18 protein-coding genes are annotated in these 16,245 nt (G+C 59.6%); 10 read left to right on the top strand and 8 right to left on the bottom strand.

What is annotated here, in order from left to right; genetic code table 11:
- Positions 1-35 precede the first annotated feature (35 nt).
- Positions 36-962, top strand: coding sequence for a CysB family HTH-type transcriptional regulator (locus tag SBC1_RS07275; RefSeq protein ID WP_165089637.1), 927 nt, complete (start codon positions 36-38; stop codon positions 960-962).
- 104 nt (positions 963-1,066) lie between these two features.
- Positions 1,067-2,071 (top strand): asparaginase, encoded by a 1,005-nt coding sequence (locus SBC1_RS07280; RefSeq protein ID WP_165089642.1) that lies wholly within the window; start codon positions 1,067-1,069, stop codon positions 2,069-2,071.
- A 43-nt stretch (positions 2,072-2,114) separates the two neighbouring features.
- On the opposite strand, the gene SBC1_RS07285 is transcribed toward SBC1_RS07280, so the two are convergent.
- The 6 genes from SBC1_RS07285 to gcl all read right to left on the bottom strand — a co-directional run bounded on the left by SBC1_RS07285 (position 2,115) and on the right by gcl (position 7,904).
- Positions 2,115-2,573 carry a GNAT family N-acetyltransferase gene (locus SBC1_RS07285; RefSeq protein WP_165089648.1) on the bottom strand — a complete coding sequence of 153 codons (459 nt, stop codon included), beginning with the start codon at positions 2,571-2,573 and terminating at the stop codon, positions 2,115-2,117.
- Between the two features lie 176 nt (positions 2,574-2,749).
- A complete protein-coding gene (locus SBC1_RS07290) occupies positions 2,750-3,391 on the bottom strand; it encodes a Vat family streptogramin A O-acetyltransferase (protein ID WP_165089651.1) in 642 nt (213 codons plus the stop codon).
- Positions 3,392-3,581: 190 nt separating this feature from the next.
- Entirely contained in the window at positions 3,582-4,082 is a 501-nt protein-coding gene (gene lysM, locus SBC1_RS07295; RefSeq protein ID WP_165093111.1) for a peptidoglycan-binding protein LysM, read from the bottom strand.
- A 327-nt stretch (positions 4,083-4,409) separates the two neighbouring features.
- Positions 4,410-5,291, bottom strand: coding sequence for a 2-hydroxy-3-oxopropionate reductase (locus tag SBC1_RS07300; RefSeq protein ID WP_165089656.1), 882 nt, complete (start codon positions 5,289-5,291; stop codon positions 4,410-4,412).
- Positions 5,292-5,309: 18 nt separating this feature from the next.
- Positions 5,310-6,113, bottom strand: coding sequence for a hydroxypyruvate isomerase (hyi, locus tag SBC1_RS07305; RefSeq protein WP_165089660.1), 804 nt, complete (start codon positions 6,111-6,113; stop codon positions 5,310-5,312).
- Between the two features lie 15 nt (positions 6,114-6,128).
- Positions 6,129-7,904: a glyoxylate carboligase gene (gcl, locus tag SBC1_RS07310; protein WP_165089663.1), complete on the bottom strand. Its 1,776-nt coding sequence runs from the start codon at positions 7,902-7,904 to the stop codon at positions 6,129-6,131.
- A gap of 142 nt (positions 7,905-8,046) precedes the next feature.
- Here gcl and SBC1_RS07315 point away from each other — a divergent pair, with 142 nt between their 5' ends.
- The 8 genes from SBC1_RS07315 (at position 8,047) to SBC1_RS07350 (ending at position 13,967) form a co-directional block, all read left to right on the top strand.
- Complete coding sequence (locus SBC1_RS07315) at positions 8,047-8,958, top strand: LysR family transcriptional regulator (RefSeq protein ID WP_165089666.1); 912 nt, start codon at positions 8,047-8,049, stop codon at positions 8,956-8,958.
- Between the two features lie 174 nt (positions 8,959-9,132).
- Entirely contained in the window at positions 9,133-9,534 is a 402-nt protein-coding gene (gene rpsF / locus SBC1_RS07320; protein ID WP_165089673.1) for a 30S ribosomal protein S6, read from the top strand.
- Positions 9,535-9,577: 43 nt separating this feature from the next.
- Positions 9,578-9,877, top strand: a complete 300-nt coding sequence (gene priB, locus SBC1_RS07325; protein ID WP_165089679.1) for a primosomal replication protein N — start codon at positions 9,578-9,580, stop codon at positions 9,875-9,877.
- A gap of 2 nt (positions 9,878-9,879) precedes the next feature.
- Positions 9,880-10,155, top strand: coding sequence for a 30S ribosomal protein S18 (gene rpsR / locus SBC1_RS07330; protein ID WP_158935384.1), 276 nt, complete (start codon positions 9,880-9,882; stop codon positions 10,153-10,155).
- A gap of 28 nt (positions 10,156-10,183) precedes the next feature.
- The gene (rplI, locus tag SBC1_RS07335) at positions 10,184-10,639 is read left to right on the top strand and encodes a 50S ribosomal protein L9 (protein ID WP_165089684.1); all 456 of its coding nucleotides are present in this window, start codon (positions 10,184-10,186) and stop codon (positions 10,637-10,639) included.
- 141 nt (positions 10,640-10,780) lie between these two features.
- The gene (locus SBC1_RS07340) at positions 10,781-12,169 is read left to right on the top strand and encodes a replicative DNA helicase (RefSeq protein WP_165089687.1); all 1,389 of its coding nucleotides are present in this window, start codon (positions 10,781-10,783) and stop codon (positions 12,167-12,169) included.
- Positions 12,170-12,300: 131 nt separating this feature from the next.
- Positions 12,301-12,927 carry a DUF47 domain-containing protein gene (locus tag SBC1_RS07345; protein WP_165089692.1) on the top strand — a complete coding sequence of 209 codons (627 nt, stop codon included), beginning with the start codon at positions 12,301-12,303 and terminating at the stop codon, positions 12,925-12,927.
- Between the two features lie 29 nt (positions 12,928-12,956).
- Positions 12,957-13,967: an inorganic phosphate transporter gene (locus SBC1_RS07350; RefSeq protein ID WP_165089695.1), complete on the top strand. Its 1,011-nt coding sequence runs from the start codon at positions 12,957-12,959 to the stop codon at positions 13,965-13,967.
- A gap of 78 nt (positions 13,968-14,045) precedes the next feature.
- On the opposite strand, the gene SBC1_RS07355 is transcribed toward SBC1_RS07350, so the two are convergent.
- Both SBC1_RS07355 and SBC1_RS07360 read right to left on the bottom strand, forming a co-directional pair.
- A complete protein-coding gene (locus SBC1_RS07355; protein ID WP_165089699.1) occupies positions 14,046-14,852 on the bottom strand; it encodes an SDR family NAD(P)-dependent oxidoreductase in 807 nt (268 codons plus the stop codon).
- 141 nt (positions 14,853-14,993) lie between these two features.
- Positions 14,994-16,184 carry a C40 family peptidase gene (locus SBC1_RS07360; RefSeq protein WP_165093112.1) on the bottom strand — a complete coding sequence of 397 codons (1,191 nt, stop codon included), beginning with the start codon at positions 16,182-16,184 and terminating at the stop codon, positions 14,994-14,996.
- Positions 16,185-16,245 lie beyond the last annotated feature (61 nt).

A 16,245-nucleotide genomic window follows, 5' to 3' on the forward strand; every position in this document is an offset into this window, starting at 1 on the left:
TGTTGAATCAAGCATACTGAAAAAGAGAGGCTGACATGAACTTCCAGCAATTGCGTTTCGTACGCGAAGCCGTCCGGCAGAACATGAATCTGACCGAGGTCGCGAACGTGCTTTACACGTCGCAATCGGGTGTGTCGAAGCAGATCAAGGATCTCGAGGACGAACTCGGCGTCGATATCTTCATCCGGCGCGGCAAGCGTCTCACGGGCTTGACCGAGCCGGGTAAAGAGGTGCATCAGGTAATCGAGCGCATGCTGCTCGATGCCGAGAATCTGCGCCGCGTCGCCCGCCAGTTCGCCGATCAGGACAACGGCCATTTGGTGGTGGCGACCACTCACACGCAGGCGCGTTACGCGTTGCCTAAAGTGATCCGCCAGTTCACCGAGGTATTCCCGAAGGTCCATCTCGCGCTGCGTCAGGGCAGTCCGCAACAGATCGCGCAGATGATCATCAATGGCGAGGCGGACATCGGCATTTCGACGGAAGCGCTTGACCGGTATCCGGATATCGTCACGTTCCCGTGCTATTCGTGGCATCACACGGTGGTTGTGCCGAAGGGGCATCCGCTGGTCGGCCGCCAGAACATCACGCTCGACGAGATCGCCGAATATCCGATCGTCACGTATGACCACGATTTCACCGGCCGCTCGCATGTTGACCAGGCGTTTGCGAAAGCGGGCGCGCTGCCGGACGTGGTGCTGACCGCTATCGACGCCGACGTCATCAAGACGTATGTGGAACTGGGCATGGGCATCGGCATTGTGGCGGCAATGGCCTTCGACGAAAAACGCGATACCGAACTCGTCGCGCTCGACACGCAGCATCTGTTCGAAGCCAGCACCACGCGCGTGGGTTTGAGGAAGGGCGCGTTCCTGCGAGCATATGCGTACAGGTTGATCGAAATGTTCGCGCCGCAACTCGATGAAGCGCAGATCGCGGCGCAATTGCGGGAAGCCGCGTAGGGCCTGAAAAGAAGGCTTGAACGAAGGCTTGAAAGAAGGCTTGAAAGAAGGCTTGAAAGAAGGCTTGAGAATCAGCCAGCCGCCGCTCCGCTACAATGACGGCCATGACCTCCTCACACATTTCATTGCCGCGGATCGCGGTGCTGGCCACCGGCGGGACCATCGCGGGCGAGGCCGGCGATGCCGCGAAAACCTCGGGTTACAAGGCCGGCGTGGTCGGCGTCGATAAACTGCTCGGTGCCGTGCCTTCGCTCGCGCAAGTCGCGCAGATTCAGGCCGAGCAAGTAGCGAGCATCGACAGCAAGGACATGGCTCCGGCGCTATGGGCCACGCTCTGCGCGCGGGTGAATGCGTTGCTGGCGCAGGACGATATCGACGGCATTGTCATCACGCACGGCACCGATACGCTCGAGGAAACCGCGTACCTGCTGCATCTGACCGTTAAAAGCGAAAAGCCCGTGGTGCTCACAGCGGCCATGCGGCCGGCCACGGCTTTATCCGCCGATGGCCCCCTGAATCTCCTGAACGCGGTAACGGTGGCGGCAAGCCGGGCATCGTGGAAGCAGGGCGTGCTGGTCGCGTTCAACAACCAGATCCACTGCGCCCGCGACGTGACCAAGACGAGCACCTACGCCGTCGATGCCTTCCGTTCGCCGGAAGGCGGCGCGCTCGGCTGGGTGCAGGACGGGCAGGTGGAATTCCAGCGTTCAGTGGTCAGGCCGCACACGCTGCACAGTCCATTCCAGATGTCCGCTGAACTGCCCGCGGTCGAGATCGTCACGAGTTACGCGGGGGCGTCGCGAGCGGCTATCGATGCATTCGTTGCCGCCGGTGTCAAAGGGCTCGTGATTGCAGGGACGGGCAACGGCTCGATTCATTCGACGCTGCAACAAGCCGTCGCCGATGCCGTGAAACAAGGCGTGGCGGTGGTGCGGTCGTCGCGGGTAGGAGCGGGGCATGTGATGCGCAACGGTGCTGCGCCCGACGATGCACTCGGCTCGCTCACGGCAGGCGCCTTGAACCCGTACAAGGCGCGTGTGCTGCTGATGCTGGCGTTGTCGGCAGGCACTGCGCCGGCAGATTTGCAACGCGTGTTCGATACATACTGATTGTGGAGCAACGCCGGACCTCCGGCGTTGGCGTTGCAGAAGTTCACGCCAGCATCTTCCGATACTGCACAAACCCCGACCGATCTGCGATGCGGTCATATAACAGCATCGCGTCGGTGTTGGTTTCGTGCGTCAGCCACCAGACGCGTGAGCATTGTGCTTCCTCAGCCTTGGCATACACATGCTCGATGAGCTTGCGTCCAATCCCGGCTCCGCGAATATCCGGTTCAACGTACAAGTCCTGCAGATAACAATAATCGCCTGCAGTCCAGCACGACCGGTGCATGATCCAGTGCACCATGCCGACCACACGGCCATCCATTGCCGCCAGTGCGCCGAATACCGGCTCCGCGGGATCGAGCATGCGCGCCCAAGTGCGCAGGGTCGTGTCCATGGGAATATCGGTCTTGTAGAACGCCTGATAACCGCGCCATAACGCCAACCACGCATCGAAGTCGCCAACGGCCACGGATCTGATCTCAATCGGGGGTGTCGATGTCATGGGCGTGGTTTTCCTGGCGTGTGGAGAGGTGAAGGAAATCATAGAGCCCGTTCACGCAGCCCAATAGAGCCAGCGCAGGTCGTTTGCTGGGAGCCACGCGTCGGTTGTCGATCGATCAGAACAACCAGGATACAGATGCGCGCGCTCCCGTACGCCGTGATGCGGGCAGGCCAAAATCAGCCTTCTTTCGCGCAGTCGCTCAAACGCTCGACATCGCCTGACACAATATGTTCGAGATGCCGGGTAATCGATTTGATGGGCCAATCCCACCAGGCCAGCGCCTGGAGTCTCGCAACGACATTGGGCGCGAACCGTTCCTTGAGCGGTTTTGCCGGGTTGCCTCCCACGATCGTATAGGCGGGAACATTGCTGACGACGACCGATCGCGACGACACAATCGCGCCGTCGCCAACCTTGACGCCCGGCATGATGAGCGCGTCGTAGCCGATCCAAACGTCGTTGCCGATGACGGTGTCGCCCTTGTAGGGCAGGTCGCTCATTGCGGGCATGACCTTCTCCCAGCCATTGCCGAATATCTGAAACGGATAAGTGGATATTCCCGAGAGCTTGTGATTCGCCCCGTTCATCATGAACTGGGCACCTTTTGCAATCGCACAGAATTTTCCGATCACCAGTTTGTCGCCAATGAACGGGAAGTGATACAGAACGTTGCGTTCGAAATTCTCCGAGTCTTCAGGATCGTCGTAGTACGTGTAGTCACCAATCACAATGTTCGGATTGCGCACGGTGTTCTTGATGAAACAGACTTGCGGGAATCCCTCCATGGGATGTTTGGTGTCTGGATCAGGACCGTTCATGTGGCCTCCTTGGGACATCGATCGTTGGGCATCAGAAGCCGCGCGGTCTCGGCGTGAGATGTGGCCGATCAGTGTATTGGGAAACCTGTCCGTCGGTCGATCCTGCCGTACATTGTCAAGCCTTGTGAAACCCGCACAACAAAAAACGCGACCCTCGAGTCGCGTTTTTATTCAAGCATTCATTCTGTCATCAAGCCAGCGCGGGAATCCGCAGAACCTGTCCCGGGTAGATCTTGTCCGGGCTTTTGAGCATCGGTTTGTTGGCTTCGAAGATCACGTCGTTCTTCGCGCCGTTGCCGTAGTATTGGGTGGCGATCTTCCAGAGATTGTCGCCCGAAACCACCGTATGAAATTGCGAAACGGGTGTGGGGGTCGGTACGGTCAGTTGATCGTCGACCTTGTCCACATGCTGCACGTTACCCGCTGCCACGAGGATCTTTTCCTTCGTCGCCTGATCGGCAGCCTGGCCGCTCACCGTGACCGTATGCGACGCGCCGTCGAAGCTGACTTGCAGGTTGTCGGCGTTCAAGCCTTGCGCGCGGATATACGCCGCGATTGCGTCGCCTGCCGTCTTGTTAAGCGCGGCGACATCAACGGGGGGAGTGGCGCCGGCGGGCGCTGCTTTAGCTGTGGTCGAAACAGCGCCGAACAACTTCTCGCCTGCGTCCTTGATGAAACTGAGAATACCCATGTTGCAACTCCTGTAATAACCGGATAGATCGGCCTGATAGAGCCGAGCCATTTAGTCTCCAGAACTAAGCGATAGTTCTCCGATTTCACCGATGGAATTGTCAAACTGTGTCGATGGGTATTTTTTGAGCGAATAAGTAAACAAAGAGACAAAGCAAAAAAAGATCCGGCAAGGCGGACACCCGGCAATGACGTCTGACCGACCAAGGCTTCCACGTCATCACCGGGCGCCGCTTGACGGACCCTGCTTTATTGCACTTTCTGCAACCGGCCGGGCGTATGCGTACGTCATTGGCTACGCCTGCTCGTCAGCCGGTTTTCAAGCAGTTCATTCGGCAACCTGATGATTCGACATCAGTTCCAGCGCCTTTACCATTCCCGAGTGATCCCACTCGCGTCCGCCGTTCGCCACGCATACGCTGAACAACTGTTGCGCGCTCGCCGTGTGCGGCAGAGCAAGGCCCAGCTTCTTTGCACTTTCCAGCGCGAGGTTCAGATCCTTCTGATGCAATTCGATCCTGAAACCCGGATTGAACGTACGCTTGGTCATGCGCTCGCCGTGAACTTCCAATATCCGCGATGCCGCAAAGCCACCCATCAACGCACGCCGCACGCGCTCGGGATCCGCACCGGACTTTGAAGCGAACAGCAACGCTTCGGCCACCGCTTCAATGTTCAGCGCCACAATGATCTGGTTCGCGACCTTGCACGTTTGTCCCGCGCCGTTATCGCCGATCAGCGTCACGTTCTTGCCCATGGCATCGAAGAGCGGTTCTGCGCGTTCGAACGCCGCTTCCGGGCCGCCGACCATAATCGTCAGTGACGCTTCACGCGCGCCGACTTCGCCGCCTGACACCGGCGCATCGAGATAGTCGCAACCGAGCGCGTTGATCTTCTTCGCGAACGCTTGCGTTTCGATCGGCGAGATGGAGCTCATGTCAATAACAAGCTGACCTTTCTCCAGACCCGCCGCAACACCGTCCTCGGCGAAAAGGACGTTCGCGACGTCGGGCGTGTCCGGCACCATGATGATGACGATTTCGCTAGCTCGCGCGACGTCGGTCGAGCTGTCGACCAATTTGCCCAGAGAGCGCAGGTCGTCCGGCACGGGATACGCGCCGTTCAGCACTAGCGAATGGCCAGCTTTCTTCAAATTGCGCGCCATGTGCGCGCCCATGATGCCAAGGCCGATAAAACCGATTGTTGCCATTGCGTGTGTCTCCTCCAGTTATGCCACTGCTCGCGCAGTCTTCCAGCCAGCGATTTCCTGCAGCCAGCCAAGGCCGTCCGCAGTCGTGCTGCGCGGTTTGTACTCGCAGCCGATCCAGCCGTCGTAGCCGAGTGAGTCCAGCAGCGAGAACAGGAACGGATAGTTGATCTCGCCCGTGCCCGGTTCGTTGCGGCCGGGGTTGTCGGCGAGCTGAATATGCGCAATCACGGGCAGATTGCGCTTGATCGTGGCAGCCAGTTCGCCTTCCATGCGCTGCATGTGATAGATGTCGTATTGCAGGAACAGGTTGTCCGACCCTACGTCGCGAATCACATCTAGTCCTTCCTGCGACCGGTTCAGCGCGAAGCCGGGGATATCGAAGTGATTGCACGGCTCGACCAGCAGCCTGATGCCTTCTTTCTTCAATGCCGCGGCCGCAAACTTCAAATTTTCGACGATGGTCGCCCGCGCTTCCTCACGGCTCACCGAGGCCGGCGGAATGCCGACGAGACAGTTCAGTTGTGCAACGTTCAGCGCCTTCGCGTACTCGATCGCCCGCGATACGCCCGCACGAAACTCTTCCTTTCGATCCGGCAGGCACGCGATGCCACGCTCTCCGCCTTCCCAATTCCCGGCCGGCAAGTTATGCAGCACGAGCTGGAGATTGTTGGCGTCGAGACGTTGACGCAGGTCGGCCGCCGAGTACGGATACGGGAACAGGAACTCGACCGCTTCGAAGCCCGCATCGGACGCCGCTGCAAAGCGGTCGAGGAACGGCACTTCGTTGAACAGCATGGTCAGGTTTGCGGCAAATTTCGGCATGGTTTCTGTTCTCTCTCAGGCGTTATGCGCAATGGCCGTCGGCGCGTCCTGCTCGCTTTCGGCGAGCGGTTCGAATTCGTTGATCGCATCGATCTCCGTGCCCATCGCGATGTTCGTCACGCGCTCGAGGATCACTTCAACGATGATCGGCACGCCGAATTCCGCGAGCATTCCCTGGGCCTTGCGAAGCGCGGGAGCGAGGTCTTCCGGATTGAAGACGCGCACTGCCTTGCAGCCAAGTCCTTCGGCCACTGCGACGTGATCGACGCCATAACCGTTCAGATCGGGCGCGTTGATGTTCTCGAAGGCGAGCTGGACGCAGTAGTCCATATCGAAGCCGCGTTGCGCCTGACGGATCAGGCCAAGGTACGAGTTATTCACGACCACGTGGATGTACGGCAACCGGAATTGCGCGCCAACGGCGAGCTCTTCGATCATGAACTGGAAGTCGTAATCGCCCGAGAGCGCGACGATCGGCCGTTGCGGGTCCGCTGCGCGAACACCGAGTGCCGCCGGAATGGTCCAGCCGAGCGGGCCGGCCTGACCGCAATTGATCCAGTTGCGCGCCTTGTACACGTGCAGGAACTGCGCGCCAGCGATTTGCGAAAGACCGATCGTCGAGACGTAGCAGGTATCGCGGCCGAAGACCTTGTTCATCTCTTCGTAGACGCGTTGCGGTTTCATCGGCACGTTGTCGAAGTGCGTCTTGCGATGCATCGTGCGCTTGCGTTCCTGGCACTCGCCGACCCACGTGCCGCGATCCTTCAGCTTGCCCGCGGCCTTCCATTCACGCGCCACTTCAACGAACAATTCGAGCGCGAATTTGGCGTCGGAGACAATGCCGAGATCGGGGCCGAACACGCGGCCAATCTGCGTCGGTTCAATGTCGACGTGCACAAATGTACGGCCCTTCGTGTAAACCTCGACGCTACCCGTGTGACGGTTAGCCCAGCGATTGCCGATACCCAATACGAAGTCGGACGCGAGCATCGAAGCGTTGCCGTACCGGTGCGCCGTTTGCAAACCGCACATGCCAGCCATCAGCGGATGGTCGTCGGGGATCGCGCCCCAGCTCATCAGCGTGGGGATCACGGGCACGTTCAGGATTTCTGCGAACTCGACCAGCAGATCTTCAGCCGCCGCGTTCAGCACGCCGCCGCCGGAAACGATCAACGGCCGCTCGGACGCTGTCAGCATCGCCAGCGCCTTCTCGACTTGAGCGCGCGTTGCTTTTGGCTTGTAGACGGGCAGGGGCTCGTACGTGTCAATATCGAATTCGATTTCCGCGAGCTGCACGTCAATCGGCAGATCAACCAGCACCGGACCCGGACGGCCCGAGCGCATCAGATGGAATGCCTGCTGGAACACGCGCGGCACGAGTGCCGGTTCACGCACGGTGACGGCCCACTTGGTCACCGGCTTGGCGATCGATTCAATATCGACGGCCTGGAAGTCTTCTTTATACAGACGCGCACGCGGCGCCTGGCCGGTGATCGCGAGAATGGGGATGGAATCGGCCTGAGCGGAATACAAGCCGGTGATCATGTCCGTTCCCGCCGGTCCCGACGTGCCAATACATACGCCGATATTGCCCGGCGCCGCCCGCGTATAACCTTCGGCCATATGCGACGCGCCTTCCACGTGGCGCGCCAGCACGTGGCCGATGCTGCCGGCCCGTTGCAGGGCGGAGTAGAACGGGTTGATCGCCGCGCCGGGAACGCCGAACGCCATTTCGATGCCTTCTTTTTCCAGCACGAGAACGGCTGCGTCGACTGCTCGCATTTTTGTCATGACTGTCTCCTTCCATAGTTTTCTGCTGCATTGCGCCGTTGCGCAATGTCGTTGATGGGACTTTATGCGTATGCCGGAGTGTTGATAAGATCAGCTAGAGTCGTTTTATCCAATACAAAAAGTATGGAACGGAGGCGCTGATATGGACCGCTACAGGCAGATTGAGACGTTTGTGAGGGTCGCCGAGGCCGGGAGTCTCGCTGCGGCGGCCCTGGAAGAGGGTGTGTCGCCAGTAATTTTGGGGCGGCGTATTGATGCGTTGGAGAAGCGTCTTGGCGTCAAGCTGATGTACCGTTCTACGCGTCGTCTAGTGGTAAGCGAGGAGGGCGCGGCGTTCCTTGAGCGCTGCCGTGGACTGCTGGCGGACTGGAACCAGGCCGAAGACGAACTCGCCGACGGCCAGCGCACCGTTGACGGCCACCTGATCGTCTCGGCGCCGGCTGCCTTCGGACGAATGCACGTGGCGCCTCACGCGCCGGGTTTTCTCGTCGATAAACCCGCGTTACAGATGTCGTTCAACCTGAACGACCGCGTAGCGGACCTGATCCGCGAGGGTTACGACCTGTCGATCCGCATAGGCGGGGCGGTCGATCAGAACTTCGTTGCCGTGAAGCTTGCCGATAACCGCCGGGTGGTTTGCGGCACGCCAGCGTATTTCAAGAAGCACGGCAAGCCGAAATCGCTCGATGATCTGCCGCGCCATAACTGCCTCGCGTTCAATTTGCAGGGCGGGCAGAATCGCGGCTGGTATTTCCGCCGCAACGGCAAACTCGTGACGGTGCGTGTCTCGGGCAACCTGGATTGCAACGACGGCGAACTACTGCACCGCTGGGTGTCGGAAGGGCATGGGCTTGGGTGGCGCTCGACCTGGGAAATCCAGCGTCAACTGGCGACGGGCGAACTGGAAACCGTTCTGGACGAGTTCGCGCTGCCCGATTACGACATCCTCGCGGTCTATCCGCAGCAGCGCTACGTGCCGGCGAAAGTGCGCTACTTCATTGATTATTTGAAGAAAATCTACGCCCAGCCGGACTATTGGAAGCGCGAACGGTGACTCGCCCGGTCTGTGCGGCCCGCATAGGCGCTAAGCCATTGAAAACACAGCGGAAGTAATACGCGAAATGCGCAAATCAGTTGTGTGGGCCGCCGTATCTCGCTATAATCGCTGGCTTCTCTCTTGCCGCACCGGTCCGACGCCCGGGTGGCTTTATATCCTCAAGGAGTAACAATGCGTCATTACGAAATCGTATTTATCGTGCATCCGGATCAGAGCGAGCAAGTGCCCGCCATGATCGAACGGTACAAAACCACGATCACAAGCCACGGTGGTTCGATCCATCGCATCGAAGACTGGGGCCGCCGTCAGCTGGCTTACATGATCGAGAAGCTTGCGAAGGCTCACTACGTGTGCATGAACATTGAATGCAGCCAGGAAACGCTCGAAGAACTGGAACACGCGTTCAAGTTCAACGACGCTGTGCTGCGTCACCTCATCGTCAAGCTGAAGAAGGCCGAAACCGGCCCGTCGCCGATGATGAAGGAAGTTCACCGCGAAGAAGCCAAGAAGGCGGCCAGCCAGCCGTCGACTGAAGCTCATGCAGCTCCGGCCGCAAGCTCGCAGGCAAACTAATCAAGAAGGCGACTTTTGAAGTCGTCGCGTCACCAGGAATCAAGTGAACCGGCTGCAACTGACAGCAAGCGTTGTGGAGCGAGAACCGGTGCGGTACACCCCCGCCGGCGTCCCCATAGCGAGTTGCACGTTGCATCACCGTACGGAAGTCGTCGAAGCGGGCATTGCCCGGCAAATCGAACTGACTCTCCCGGCGGTCGCGGCCGGTGCTGCGAGCGGCAAGCTGGAAAGCCTCACGATGGGCGTAGAAACGCTCTTCACGGGCTTCATGGCGAAGAAAAGCCGCAACGCGCGAACCCTGGTGTTTCACATCACAGAATTGCAGGATATTGGAAAGGACTGAACATGCCCCGCCCGACTGGTAAGAAATTCGACAAACGTCGTCAGCAACAAAACCCGCTCTTCAAGCGCAAGAAGTTCTGCCGTTTCACCGCGGCTAATGTCGAGTCTATCGACTACAAGGACACGGAAACGCTGAAGGACTTCGTTGGTGAGAACGGCAAGATCACGCCGGCTCGTCTGACAGGAACGAAGGCTCACTACCAACGTCAGCTCGATACGGCTATCAAGCGCGCTCGTTTTCTCGCGCTGCTGCCGTACACCGACCTGCACAAGGCCTAATCAGACGACGCAATAAGGAAAAAGCCAAATGCAAATCATTCTTTTGGAAAAAGTCGTCAACCTGGGCAACCTGGGCGACATCGTTCGTGTCAAGGACGGTTACGCACGTAACTTCCTGATCCCGGGCAAGAAAGCCCGCCGTGCAACGAAGGACGCAATCGCGGAATTCGAAGTGCGCCGCGCTGACCTGGAAAAAGTTGCCGCTGAAAAGCTGGCAGCCGCTACGGCCCTGGGCGAAAAGCTGAGCGGCGCGACCGTTCAGATCTCGCAAAAGGCTGGTGTCGACGGTCGTTTGTTCGGTTCGGTGACGAACGCGGACATCGCCGAAGCGCTGAAGAAGCAGGGCCTGGCCGAAGTCGAAAAGTCGCAAGTGCGTCTGGCCGACGGTCCGCTGAAGCTGGTTGGCGATCACGCCATCCAGGTTGCACTGCACACTGACGTGCTTGTCGACGTGACGGTGTCGGTGCTGGGCGAACACGCTTAAGTGTTTCGTCTGCCGGGCCTAGCCCTGGCGTCGATGCAAAAGTAAAGCTGCAGTAAAAGAAAGGCGGGAACCGCGAGCGGTTCCCGCCTTTTTGTTTTCCGGCCTCGCCGCCGCCCGTCATTTCGCCGATAATTCCTCCCCATGAACGCACCGTCGAAAGATCCCCAACTGGATGCGCTGAAGGTCCCGCCGCATTCCATCGAAGCCGAGCAGTCCGTCATTGGCGGCTTGCTGCTGGATAACGCCGCATGGGACCGTATTGCGGACGTGATGTCGCATGGCGATTTCTACCGCTACGACCATCGGATCATTTATGAGGCGATCGGCAAGCTGATCGCGACCACGCGCCCCGCCGACGTGATCACTGTCTACGAGGCGTTGACGAACACCGGCAAGGCCGAGGAAGTAGGCGGCTTGGCGTATCTGAACGCGCTTGCGCAGAACACGCCGAGCGCCGCGAACATCCGCCGGTATGCGGAAATCGTGCGGGATCGGGCGGTGTTGCGTCGCCTGGTGTCAGTCGCCGATGAAATTTCCGCCGACGCCTTTAATCCGCAAGGCAAGGAAGTGCGCCAGTTGCTGGACGAGGCCGAGGCGAAGGTGTTCTCGATCGCGGAAAGCGGCGCGCGTGGCACGCAGGGTTTTCTCGAGATCGGGCCGTTGCTGACGCAAGTGGTTGAGCGCATTGACACGCTTTATCACACCGCGAACCCAAGCGACGTGACTGGTACGCCAACGGGTTTCGTCGATCTGGACCGTATGACGTCGGGCATGCACGGTGGTGAATTGATCATCGTGGCCGGCCGGCCATCGATGGGTAAAACCGCGTTCTCGATGAATATCGGCGAATACGTGGCCGTGGAATATGGCCTGCCGGTGGCAGTGTTTTCCATGGAAATGCCGGGCACGCAGCTCACCATGCGTATGTTGGGCTCAGTCGGCCGTCTGGACCAGCACAGGATGCGTACTGGCCGTCTCACCGACGAAGACTGGCCGAAGCTCACGCACGCGGTGCAGAAAATGAGCGAGGCGCAAATCTTTATCGATGAAACCGGTGGTCTGAACCCAATGGAGCTGCGCTCGCGCTCGCGCCGCCTGGCGCGGCAATGCGGGAAGCTGGGCCTGATCATCGTGGACTATTTGCAGCTCATGTCCGGCTCCGGTTCTGCCGGTGAAAACCGCGCGACCGAAATTTCGGAAATCTCACGTTCACTCAAAAGTCTGGCCAAGGAACTGGATGTTCCCGTGATGGCGCTTTCGCAGCTGAATCGCGGGTTGGAGCAGCGTCCGAACAAACGCCCGATCATGTCCGACCTGCGTGAATCCGGCGCTATCGAACAGGACGCCGACGTGATTCTTTTCATTTATCGCGACGAAGTCTACAACCCGGATACCCCGGACAAAGGGACGGCCGAGATTATTATCGGCAAGCAGCGTAACGGTCCAATCGGCCCCGTTCGCCTCACGTTCCAAGGCCAGTACACGAAGTTCGAGAATTTTGCCGGCGCGCAGAATTTCTATAGCGACTAAGGAACTTAGCCGGGAACTTATCTCCCGTCCGCGTTCGATTTGACGCCGGTCAGGGTGCGACGGTGGTCCCGCGAAGGTACAATGTGGCAGTTTTATGTCAGCGCCATTTTGAGCTACTTTCCGGGATTTTCATGTTTGGACGTTTCATGCCCACCGAGGGCAAATTTTTCGAAATCTTTAATGCGCACGCAAAGTGCATCGTTGACGCCAGTCACGAACTCGAACTGCTGATCGACAACATGGACCAAATGGAGGTCCATAAGCAGAACGTCCAGACCAACGAAAAACGTGCGGACAAGCTCACGCACGAAACCATCGATCTGCTGCACAAGACCTTCATCACGCCGCTCGATCGCGACGAAATCCACAAGCTCATCACGACGATGGACGACATCCTTGACCTGATGGAAGACGTCGCCACCGCCATTTCGCTTTACGACGTGCGCGAATCGACCGCGGAAATGAGCCAGCTCGCGCATATCTGCACGGCGACCTCCGAGCGTGTGCAGCAAGCCGTCATGCTGCTCGCCGACATGAAGCGCGCGAGCGAAATCCTCAAGATCTGCGAAGAAATCGACCGTCTGGAATCGGACGCCGACCGGGTGCTGCGCTCGGCCATGTCGAAACTCTTTCGCGAAGAGGACAACGTCAAGACGCTGATCAAGCTCAAGGCAATCTACGAGTTGCTCGAGACGATCACCGACAAATGCGAGGATGTTGCGAACATCATCGAAGGCATCGTGCTGGAAAACGCCTGATTTCAGCCGCGCCACTCACTCGATAAACGATGCATTCGATTCAACTCGCCCTCTGGGCTGTCATTACGCTCGTCGTGGTCGCACTCGTGTTCGACTTCATGAACGGCTTCCACGACGCCGCCAACTCCATTGCAACCGTTGTGTCCACCGGCGTGCTGAAACCTCAGCAAGCCGTGGCGTTCGCCGCCGCGTTCAACGTCATTGCGTATTTCATCTTCCATTTGAAGGTTGCCGCAACAGTCGGTAAAGGGACGATCGACCCGGCTATCGTCGATCAATATGTGATTTTCGGCGCGCTCGTCGGGGCGATCGGCTGGAACATCATCACGTGGCACTACGGCATTCCGTCGAGTTCGTCACATGCGCTGATTGGCGGCCTGGTCGGTTCCGCGTGGGCGAAGTCAGGGTGGGGCTCGTTGAATATGGACGGCTTGCTCAAGACTGTCTCGTTTATTTTTATCTCGCCGTTGCTGGGTTTTGTGCTCGGATCGCTGTTCATGCTGATCGTTTCGTGGATGTATTTCCGCACGCCACCCTCCAAGGTGGACCGGCGATTCAGACGCTGGCAGCTTATATCGGCAGGGTTATATAGCCTCGGGCACGGCGGCAACGATGCGCAGAAGACCATCGGCATTATCTGGATGCTGCTGATTGCTGCGGGGTATTGGTCAGCAGCGGCCGACGCGCCGCCTATCTGGGTGATCGGCGGATGTTACCTGTCGATGGGGCTCGGTACGCTGTTCGGCGGCTGGCGCATCGTGCGCACCATGGGCCAGAAGATCACGAAGCTCAAGCCGGTCGGTGGGTTTTGCGCGGAGTCGGGCGGGGCAATTACGCTGTTCGTTGCTTCGTTTCTCGGTATTCCTGTTTCGACCACGCACACGATCACAGGCGCGATTGTTGGTGTGGGCGCCACGCAGAAGTTCAGCGCAGTGCGCTGGGGCGTGGCGGGGAATATTGTCTGGGCCTGGATCCTGACCATTCCGGCGTCTGCCGTGATGGCCGCCGCCGCATGGTGGCTCGGACATCGCTTTCTTTGAACGAGCGGCTTTCGGGTGACTTGCTTGCTGTAAGTCACCCGGTCACCCGCAGTCACCCGCGCTTCGTCCGTCAGTGCGTCAGATCAGCGGCGAGCCGACACCGTCCATCGGAATGATTGCACCCGATACGTAACTCGCCCGGCGGCTCGCCAGGAATAGCGCAACGTCCGCGATCTCCTCGGGTTTCGCGTATCGTCCAAGCGGCACCTTTGCCTGGCTTAGCGCCAGCGCTTCATCTCGCGTGACGCCCAGTCGTTGCGCCTCGAGCGCCAGCGATTCCTCCACACGCTCCGTCAACGTCGCACCCGGATTGATCGCGTTGATGCGAATGCCCAGCTTCGCGTAATGATGCGCGAGACCGACGGTTGCCAGCATTAGAGCCGCGTTCGCCGCACCGCCCGCAATATGGATGTCGCTCGCGATCTTTCCACCCATTCCGATGATGTTCACCACTGCACCCGGCTCGGCCTTGGGGTTCGCTTTCAGCCGTTCGGCCATTTGCTTCAGCACGGCTTGCTGAGGGTAGATGCAGGGGAAATATTTCGCTTCCATTGCGGCCTTGTAGCTGGCGGCATCGAGGAGATCGGGATCGTAGCGTTTAGCGGCGCCCGCGCAATTCACCAGAATGTCGATCGGGCCAAGCGCGCCAGTCGCTTCTTCCACCACGTCTTGCGCGCTGTGCGCTTCGTGAAGATCGGCACGCGCGAGATGCACGTGAAAGCCATCCTTCGCGAGTTCTTCGCGAGCGCGGGCGAGATTTGCCGGATCGCGTGAAACAATCGCGACGCGCGCACCTTCCGCTGCAAACGCCCGCGCACACGCGAAGCCGATACCCTTGCTGCCGCCCGTGATGAGCACGATCTTGCCGGCGAGTCCCAAGTCCATGAGGTTCACTCCTTTCGAGGCCGATGATCGATTCGACGGTCAACTCGACACGCGTGGAATCGTTATCGAGACACGATAGCAGACGCTGGGAGATGTGTGCGGTTCGGAGAAACGCGCTGGAAGCGCTCGCAGGATGACGGCTCAGTAGCTACCGTTCGCGAACTTCGCGATAGGGTCGTCGGAGACAGCGGGGCGCGTGGGCGTGAGCAAATTCGTGGAGGCACGCATCACGTGAGCGGCGGGGTCGGACGCGGGGATCCGGCCAGCCGATGAGGGTTGCTGCTCTGGTTGTCTCTCTTGTATCGAACGCACCTGCTGCGCCGCCAGCCGGGCGGTGGGCGGTGGTGGCTCGAAGGCATCGGCAGCGGCCGCGATGGGGTCGGGTGCATTCGATGCCGCCGCGATCGCATTCGATTCAGCCTGTGACTCGCGAGGCGGTGACGTTGCGTTTGCTGATTGCGATTGACGTTGTGCGGCGGAGAGCGAGGAAGGCGGTGGTTCGAACGGATCGGCGCCCGAGCGGGCGGTCGTAATGGCCGGTGAGACGGCGCCCGCCGATTGCGCCTGTCGCTGAGCGGATGACCACGCGGGCGGTGGCGGTTCGAACTGATCGGCGGCGGTACGGTAGGCGCCTGCGGGCGGTGGCGTTGTAGTCGTCATGGCCGGCGGTGGTTTATAACGGTCGCCGACCTGTGCGGCAACTTGCGTCGGTGAACGGCCTGACGCACCATCCGCCGGTACAGGAACCGGGGACGCCAGATAGGTTGGTGTGTCGAACGGAGCTGGAGCAGCTTTCGGCGGCGCGACGCGCCGGATGCCATCGAAACGCTTTGCCCAATACGGATTGGTGAGGTAATCGAGCCGCACGGTGCCGCCTGTCGACGGCGCGTTCACGAAGCGCAGCTTACCCACGTAGATTCCGACGTGCGAATGTGGCCGGCCCGTCGTGTTGAAGAAAATCAGGTCGCCAGGGGCAACTTCGTCGGGTTCAATCGATTCGCCGCGCACGCTCATGTCCGCGGTCGTGCGTGGCAGATTCACCGATGCCGCCCGATCCACCACATAGCGCACAAGCCCGCTGCAATCAAAACCTGCCTCCGGAGTATTGCCTCCCCAGCGATACGGCACGCCCACAAGCGACATCGCCTGAATGGAAATTTCCTCGCGTCCGACGCTGTGATCGACGAAATTCGGGAAGCCGGAGGGTGTGGCGAAGGTGCGATTAGACGCGGTAGCGTTCGATGCAGCCGGCGCACGCGACACCCGCGTCGGCGCGCTGGAGCACGCGGCAACGAGGAGGGTGAGGAGCAGCAGTGACCAAAGTCGACGCATTCGAAAGGGCGAGCTGAGGGTGAACGGAAGGCTCGCCGTCATGGCGGTCTCGCGATACTAG

Source organism: Caballeronia sp. SBC1 (genome assembly GCF_011493005.1).
GTDB lineage: Bacteria > Pseudomonadota > Gammaproteobacteria > Burkholderiales > Burkholderiaceae > Caballeronia.